Here is a 6,970-nt window from a genome sequence, read left to right as displayed (position 1 = left end):
TCAAACGGAGATCGCCACTTTTGAAAGCTGCACTGCTGGTGTAGCTTCTCCAACAGAGAATCACCAACACCAACAAGCCACGATAAGAGTCCAAATCCAACATTTATCGGCTCGGCTGGAACGACGAAGGCTGGTAGCGATCGAGTAATTCGATCGCTTCCTCCTCTCCCACCCCCATATCGAACTTGTATTGCGACGAGGAAAAGGTAGAACGATCGAGCCTTTAACTACTTTGCAACAACCAAACACCACTATTAGTAATCCCTGAATCGTCGGGAGTCACTAATAGGAAATGTAAACCATGTACCAGCCGTTTGCGCGCCTCATACAGCCTTGCGGCTTGACTGACTTCAGCATCGTTAAATGTCAGCATCACCCATCGATCTGCTAAACCCACATCTAATACCAACCCACCCGGATCGTCACCCAAATAATTGAGACTAACTGGCTCAGTTTCGGCGATCCAGCGTGCCAATCGCATCGATTGTCTCCCCCCATAGATAATCACACCAGGGATGGCGACATTAACTCCTAGACCCCAATGCGGGGGTAATAAATAGTCTGGAATCGAGACGATCGGAATCGGTCGATCGGCAAAATCTGATACCAATTGTCCGGCAGTTAGCGTTACGAATTGCCACTTTTCACCGATTAAATCATCGGGTATCGGTAGTGGTGGTGGTGACTCGATCGCCAGTGGTTGATAATTAGCATTGTGGTAATTTTGCGCTTGTTGTTGCAATAACTTTTTCAACGCGATCGTCCGTCGTGTCGCTACAACTTCAATCCCTAATTTCGCACCAGCAGTTTGAATTAGACCTAAACTCTGCGGTCGAAATACTTGAATTGATTTAGGTAAGTTATCTGTAGCTGCTAACTTTAGCTGATTCGCAATCCATTCAGCATTTACCTGTTTTTGGGGACAAATCGCCGTATGAAACCAGCCCCCCTCCGCGTTGCAAATTACCAGCTCCCACAAAGTTTCACCGCGATCGTTTTGTTGCGGACGACTCGAAATATCTGCTTGCCAAATGGTCATAAAATGGGGAGGGGGAGAGGGGGAGACTGGGAAACGAGGAGACTGAGGGCTTATTAAAACATCTAATCACTATCCACTATTCCCTAAAACCTAAAGCCTAAAGCCTAAAACCTGAATCTGCTGTAAACTAAACCTTGTTCGTAGCCTCATATTAAGCATGAAAACTACCTGGCGATCGGTCAAAACTTACACTGATATTCTCTATCATAAAGCCGATGGCATCGCCAAAGTGACCATCAACCGTCCCGAAAAGCGCAATGCCTTCCGGCCACAGACGGTATTTGAGATGTACGATGCTTTTTGCGATGCGCGGGAAGATACCAGCATCGGCGTGGTACTGCTGACGGGTGCGGGGCCACATACCGATGGCAAATATGCCTTTTGTTCTGGTGGCGATCAGTCGGTGCGCGGACATGGTGGCTATCAGGGTGCCGATGGGATTCCCCGACTGAATGTGCTGGATCTGCAACGCTTGATGCGATCGATGCCGAAACCAATTATCGCTCTAGTTGCGGGTTACGCGATCGGTGGCGGTCATGTCCTGCACTTGATCTGCGATCTGACGATTGCTGCTGACAATGCGATCTTTGGACAAACGGGGCCGAAAGTCGGTAGTTTCGATGGCGGGTTTGGGGCGAGTTATCTAGCGCGGATTGTCGGTCAAAAGAAGGCACGAGAAATCTGGTATCTGTGCCGTCAATATGACGCTCAAGCAGCATTAGATATGGGTTTGATCAATACGGTAGTACCGATCGACAGACTCGAAGCAGAGGGGATTGAATGGGCGCAAGAAATCCTCGCCAAAAGTCCGATCGCGATTCGCTGTCTCAAAGCTGCTCTCAATGCCGATTGTGACGGGCAAGCTGGTTTACAGGAATTGGCGGGTAATGCAACGTTGCTTTACTACATGACCGAAGAAGGTGCTGAGGGCAAGCAAGCCTTTCTCGAAAAACGCCAGCCTAATTTCCGTCAATATCCCTGGTTGCCATGATGTCAGCAGATCGGACAGTGTTTTTATTGCAACACTCTTATGAGCGAGACGATTGTGATGAAACAAAAACGATCGGCATTTATTCGAGTAGATCGCAAGCAGAAGCAGCAATTGTGCGGCTGTCTCAACAGCCTGGTTTTTGCGAGCGACCCGATGATTTTTGGATCGATGAATACGAACTCGATCGAGACAATTGGTGTGAAGGGTTTGCGACCATCGGGGCTGATGAATGAGATTGCGATGACAATCTGTAATTTTTGTGAGAAGCGCATTTCATTGGTTATCGTAGACATAGACGATCGATCTAAATAAACCGAATTTATGATGTGGCTCAGTCAAATTGCGATCGGTGGCATCGAAATTAGCCCTAGTGGACTGTGGCTGATTGTGGGTGCGGGATTGTGTTTATTAGAATTATTCGTGCCCACCGCCTTTACAGCGGTATGTATGGGTGCAAGTGCGCTGCTGGTATCGCTATTAGCGTTGGCACTGCCATCAGCCTTCGGGTTGCAGATATTTGTTTGGCTGTTAGGTTCGGGTGGATTAGCCGCGATCGGTTATCGACTCAATAGACAGCGCACCGCTAGCACGATTCGATCGGCAACTGAAGCTGAAGCTCTGACCGCAATGATGCCAAACGAAACTGGGCGGGTACTCTATGAAGGTAGTTCTTGGCGCGCTCGATGTGCTGAGGGAGCCGAACCCGTCGCCCCGCAAGATAAACTCTACGTAGTCGGTCGCGAGGGTAATCTGTTGATTGTGATGCCGATGCATCCGTCAACAGTTGATTAGTTCGATCGACAAGCAAGATTGTTAGAAATTAACCACTTTTATCTAAATATTTAGAATCGTTATTATGGAACCATTTGCTCTATTTATTGCTGCTGCGATCGGCTTGAGTGGTTTTTCAGGGATTAAAATTATCAAACAAGGGGATGAAGCTCTCGTCGAAAGATTGGGGAAATATACAGGCAAGAAACTGCAACCTGGCTTGAATTATTTAATTCCAGTCATGGAGAGAATTTCTGTCCAGCAAACCATTAGAGAAAGGGTAATTGATATTCCGCCTCAGCAATGTATCACCCGCGATAATGTCTCTGTAACTGTCGATGCTGTCGTCTACTGGCGCATTTTAGATTTAGAAAAATCTTACTACAAAGTCGAGAATCTTCAAGCGGCGATGATTAACTTAGTACTCACCCAGATCCGCGCTGAGATGGGACAATTATCCTTAGATGAAACCTTTACAGCTCGCAATCAGATTAATGAATTACTCTTGCAAGATCTAGACAAATCTACCGATCCTTGGGGCGTAAAAGTTACGCGTGTAGAACTACGAGATTTAATTCCGGCTAAAGCGGTAATGGATGCGATGGAATTGCAAATGTCTGCCGAACGCAAAAAAAGAGCGGCAATTTTGACATCCGAAGGCGAACGCGAATCAGCAGTAAACGCCGCCAAAGGGCGGGCAGATGCCTTGCTGCTCGATGCAGAAGCCCAGCAAAAGTCAGTCCTACTGGGCGCAGAAGCCGAACGGCAACAGCAGATCCTCAAGGCACAAGGGATTGCCGCTGCCGCTGGCATTCTCGGCAAACAGCTCGAAGACAATCCCGAAGGTAAACGATCGATAGAAGTATTATTGGCGTTGGGCTATCTCGAAATGGGCACGAATATCGGGCAAAGTCCGAGTAGCAAAGTCCTATTTATGGATCCTGGCAATGTGCCAGCAACGATGGAAGGCATTAAATCTATTTTAGGTAATCCGGTACAGAGTTAAATATGTCTCGAACGACGATCTAACACCAATTTACTCGATCGGAATTTCTATTTAGATCGAAAGAGATGTACAAATTTGCCGACGCTACACGATCGATCGTGTAGCGTCGGCTCTACCAAATCGTGTTTGTGACGGCTAGAACTGGATCTACCGATTGAGCTATCAGAAGAAGTCGGCATCGAGTATTGGCAGGAGATTGCAAGCAAAAACCCGAATGTACAATCGTGTAAAAACTTTGTGACTTACCACTTACTAGGTTTATGAATTTGTGTTCCATCCACCAATACAAATGGATCGGGAAATTGATGCTTTACATACTGTTCTTTTTTGATTTCAAAAGATTCAGGTGCCAACTTTGCTAATTCTTGATTTTTCCGCTTGTATGGAAAGGCAAAACAACTCTTTTATTGGCAAATAGTTTTTTTGCCGTTCTGACCACAGGAGCTAAATCAGTGTCGCCTGTAACGAGCACCACGGTGTCGCAGCTATCCGTAACAAAAGCTCTAATAATTTTATGGCTACAGCTACGTCAGTTTCTTTTTCTTCATACTTGTCAAACCTACATTTGCAGGAAGGGCAAGTCATTGTCTTTTTCTTGAATCTGTTAATTTCTGTTTTTACACCTGTTGTTTCTAAGCATTGAATAAAGTCTTGATGTCTCTTAGTTACATTAGCATTTCTAGCTTCTAGGTGTTTTGCCAGAGCAGAAAAATAGTATATTTCTTGGAGAACCGCCGTTTTACCGAAAAGATAAATGTATGATGAACAAAGAGAGTTAATATCAAGCCACTTTACTGACTTACTCTTTACATCCTGCGTTGTAGATTTAGTTTTAAAATCCTTAGCTGCTTCGCGAATTGAGTGATAAAGATTAAAACCGTCAATAATGAACGTTACTCGATCCATATTTTAAGCATTAAAAACCCGTCAGATCGTAACCTGGCGGGGGCCAGCGAGCACGAATGCCCAACTGGGGATGATTTATAATTAAATTATACCCACACATCTTTAATTTTTCAACACCTTTTTAATTTTGATGCAGCTCCTGAACAAAGACAGTTGATACAGAAATAAGGCGATTGCCGTGCTGTATGCCTAAAAATCCACACCTCTACGCAGATCCACACCGCGATCGGCATAATGTTTGTGGCAGATCATTTCGGAGTGGACGCTGGCAATATTAAAGTAGGCCGGAGTATTGAAGCAGCGTCCGGTAATAATTACCTGAGTATCTGGTGGCTTATTGACCAGACTGCGAACGATCGGTTCTTGATCGAGGAGATCGAGGTCTACAGTGGGGTTTAATTCGTCGAGAATGATGGTTTTGTAGAGTCCTGACGCAATTGCACTACTAGCGATTTCCCAGCCCCTTTGTGCCTCGATGTAGTCGATATCTTGTTGCTTGCCACGCCAGACGATCGCGTCGCCGCCACAGCGATGGTGATCGACTAATTGGGGATAACTTTTCTTCAAAGCATCGATCGCGGCGTCTTCGGTATAGCCAGTACCGCCTTTGAGCCATTGGACGATCAAGACGCGGTGAGATTCATCTTGACTGATGCCTTTACCGATCGCTTGCAAGGCTTTACCCAACGCACTGGTAGATTTACCTTTACCCGCACCTGTATAGATTTCAATCCCAGAAATCCCTTGCGCTGCGGCTTCGGGATGGTGGTGCGCTCTCATCTCCGAATGGAGATCGGCGATTTCGATTAGCTCCGCAGGTGCATCGCGTCCAGTCACAATCACTTCGAGATGCTTGGGTTTCGATTGCAAGATCTCCACGACTTCGGCAATCGGGAGCAAGCCTAAGTCGAGGGTAGGACTGAGTTCGTCCAAGACGATCACGGAATATAGATCCGAATAAATCGCGCCTTTAGCCACCGTCCAGGCGCGATGGGCTTCGGCTCGATCGAACTCGATAATTTCTTCTTTGCCAAAATATTCAGATCGACCCGTCCGCACGCGATCGATCAAATGGGGAAAACTCTTACGCAGTGCCGCGATTGCCGCATCTTCATCGTAGTCGCGCTCCGAACCCTTCAAAAATTGCAGTAATAAAATTCGCGTATCCGCACCCGCTTCGATACCTAACCCGATCGATCGCAATACCACTCCCAGTGCTGCTTGGGATTTACCTTTTCCCGCCCCATCGTAGACGTGAATTTGTCCTGCCGCACGTTCTTTACGTTTAGTCGCCGTGCGAATCCCAATGCCAACTCTAGTCACTTAGCTTTAACTCCCGATTTATGTAGTGATGTTTGGGTGGATGCGATCGAATTTTAGCCATTCAAACCCTGTAGCATCGTCGCCGCAACGATAAGATCGCCATCGCTCGATCGAAGCCCATCGCTGTGCGCCGCTCAATGATTATAGACAACTTAGGATGATGGTTGTTTATAATAGCTTTAACATTTGCTCGCTCGATCGCCACATTATCACTATGAACCTCGCACTATCTCAAATCGGTAATCAAATGTCTAATCTAACTGGCGTCCGCGCCATTATGAAAGACATTCAAGAAACGCTGGCTGCCCGCAAAGGTGAAGAATTTATCAATCTCAGTGCGGGTAATCCGGTCATCTTACCGGAGATCGAGCAAATGTGGCGGGATTATACCCATGAGTTATTGGACAGCAAAGATTATGGCGAGGTGGTGTGTCGGTATGGTTCGAGCCAAGGCTATCAACCACTAATCGACGCGATCGTCACCGACTTCAATCGTCGCTACAGCCTCAATTTGACTGCCAAAAACGTGTTGATTACCCCTGGCAGTCAAAGCTTATATTTCTATGCGATGAATGCTTTCGGCGGGCAAACAGGTGGAGCGCAAATGAAGCAGGTGGTATTACCACTTAGTCCCGACTATACAGGTTACGGTGGGATGGCGATCGCGCCAGATTCGGTACTAGCTTATAAACCAACTCTAGATATCGACGCTGCCAATCATAGCTTCAAATATCGTCCCGATTTTAGTCAGTTAGAGATCGGCGAAAACACTGGGTGCGTGTTATTTTCACGCCCTTGCAATCCGACGGGGAATGTCTTGACGGACGATGAAGTTCAGAAAATTGTGGCACTGGCGGCTAATTACGACGCGCCAGTATTAATCGATTCGGCGTACGCGCCACCATTTCCCAGTCTGAACTTCACCGAAATGACC

Annotated in this window: 8 protein-coding genes; 5 read left to right on the top strand and 3 right to left on the bottom strand. The window is 46.7% G+C overall.

The window, feature by feature from the left end; translation table 11 throughout:
* Nucleotides 1–223 precede the first annotated feature (223 nt).
* Nucleotides 224–1,039, bottom strand: a complete 816-nt coding sequence (locus RMO84_RS00675; protein WP_310486490.1) for a Tab2/Atab2 family RNA-binding protein — start codon at nt 1,037–1,039, stop codon at nt 224–226.
* A gap of 157 nt (nt 1,040–1,196) precedes the next feature.
* Here RMO84_RS00675 and menB point away from each other — a divergent pair, with 157 nt between their 5' ends.
* The 4 genes from menB to RMO84_RS00655 all read left to right on the top strand — a co-directional run bounded on the left by menB (nt 1,197) and on the right by RMO84_RS00655 (nt 3,807).
* Nucleotides 1,197–2,030: a 1,4-dihydroxy-2-naphthoyl-CoA synthase gene (gene menB, locus RMO84_RS00670; protein WP_310486488.1), complete on the top strand. Its 834-nt coding sequence runs from the start codon at nt 1,197–1,199 to the stop codon at nt 2,028–2,030.
* Nucleotides 2,027–2,263 (top strand): hypothetical protein, encoded by a 237-nt coding sequence (locus RMO84_RS00665; RefSeq protein WP_310486487.1) that lies wholly within the window; start codon nt 2,027–2,029, stop codon nt 2,261–2,263. Before menB ends, RMO84_RS00665 begins: the two co-directional genes overlap by 4 nt.
* A gap of 88 nt (nt 2,264–2,351) precedes the next feature.
* Nucleotides 2,352–2,822, top strand: a complete 471-nt coding sequence (locus RMO84_RS00660; protein ID WP_310486486.1) for an NfeD family protein — start codon at nt 2,352–2,354, stop codon at nt 2,820–2,822.
* A 64-nt stretch (nt 2,823–2,886) separates the two neighbouring features.
* Nucleotides 2,887–3,807 carry an SPFH domain-containing protein gene (locus tag RMO84_RS00655; protein WP_310486485.1) on the top strand — a complete coding sequence of 307 codons (921 nt, stop codon included), beginning with the start codon at nt 2,887–2,889 and terminating at the stop codon, nt 3,805–3,807.
* Nucleotides 3,808–4,251: 444 nt separating this feature from the next.
* Here the strand turns inward: RMO84_RS00655 and RMO84_RS00650 are convergent, their stop codons facing one another.
* Both RMO84_RS00650 and RMO84_RS00645 read right to left on the bottom strand, forming a co-directional pair.
* Nucleotides 4,252–4,713, bottom strand: coding sequence for a hypothetical protein (locus RMO84_RS00650; protein WP_310486484.1), 462 nt, complete (start codon nt 4,711–4,713; stop codon nt 4,252–4,254).
* A 189-nt stretch (nt 4,714–4,902) separates the two neighbouring features.
* A complete protein-coding gene (locus RMO84_RS00645) occupies nt 4,903–6,036 on the bottom strand; it encodes a cob(I)yrinic acid a,c-diamide adenosyltransferase (protein ID WP_310486483.1) in 1,134 nt (377 codons plus the stop codon).
* A 214-nt stretch (nt 6,037–6,250) separates the two neighbouring features.
* Here RMO84_RS00645 and RMO84_RS00640 point away from each other — a divergent pair.
* Nucleotides 6,251–6,970, top strand: a 720-nt coding sequence (locus RMO84_RS00640) for an aminotransferase class I/II-fold pyridoxal phosphate-dependent enzyme (RefSeq protein WP_310486482.1), incomplete at its 3' end; no start/stop codon positions are given.

This window comes from Chamaesiphon sp. VAR_69_metabat_338 (assembly GCF_031423935.1).
Taxonomy (GTDB): Bacteria; Cyanobacteriota; Cyanobacteriia; order Cyanobacteriales; family Chamaesiphonaceae; genus Chamaesiphon.
This window is presented reverse-complemented; position numbering and strand designations above follow the sequence as displayed.